Source organism: Curtobacterium sp. P97 (assembly GCF_023712445.1).
GTDB lineage: Bacteria > Actinomycetota > Actinomycetes > Actinomycetales > Microbacteriaceae > Curtobacterium.
Genome location: NZ_JAMAYF010000086.1, coordinates 1 through 468, shown reverse-complemented (window position 1 = coordinate 468; position 468 = coordinate 1). Strand labels below are relative to the sequence as shown.

Sequence of the window (468 nt, the reverse complement as noted above, 5' to 3'; positions counted from 1 at the left end):
AGGGAGAAGATCGCCTCCACGGGTAGGCCGAAGTGGCCGGCCAGGCGCAGGGCGAGCTCGACGGAGGGGCCGTAGTCGCCACGTTCGAGGAAGCCGATGGTCTGGACGTTGACGCCGACCGCGTCGGCCAGCTGACGGCGGGTGGTGCCGCGTTCGGCGCGCAGCACGGCGAGGCGGTTGTGCAGCCGTCGGTCACCTGCCGGCGCCTTCGCCTTGCTCATCACGCTCGACACGTTGCGTCATCGCAACGCGAAGTGCAAGAAGGGCAACGCCGGCCGTTGGTGACGTCGCCCCCGGGTCAACCGGGTCCGACCACCGGGGCGTCCAGGGCGCGAGGGTCCGGGCGCGGTGCCAGGGTGGCGGCATGGCGGCGTTCTCGGTCGGCGACACGGTGCAGGTGACCCGAGAGGCCGGCCGCGGCCAGGTCGGCACGGTGGTGTGGTGGTACGCCGACCGGGAGCAGTGGCT

Annotated in this window: 1 protein-coding gene; it reads right to left on the bottom strand. The window is 72.4% G+C overall.

From position 1 onward, the window contains the following. Positions 1-221: helix-turn-helix transcriptional regulator (locus M3677_RS17075; RefSeq protein WP_251161146.1), on the bottom strand; the 221-nt coding region annotated here is incomplete at its 3' end. Between the last annotated feature and the right edge of the window lie 247 nt (positions 222-468).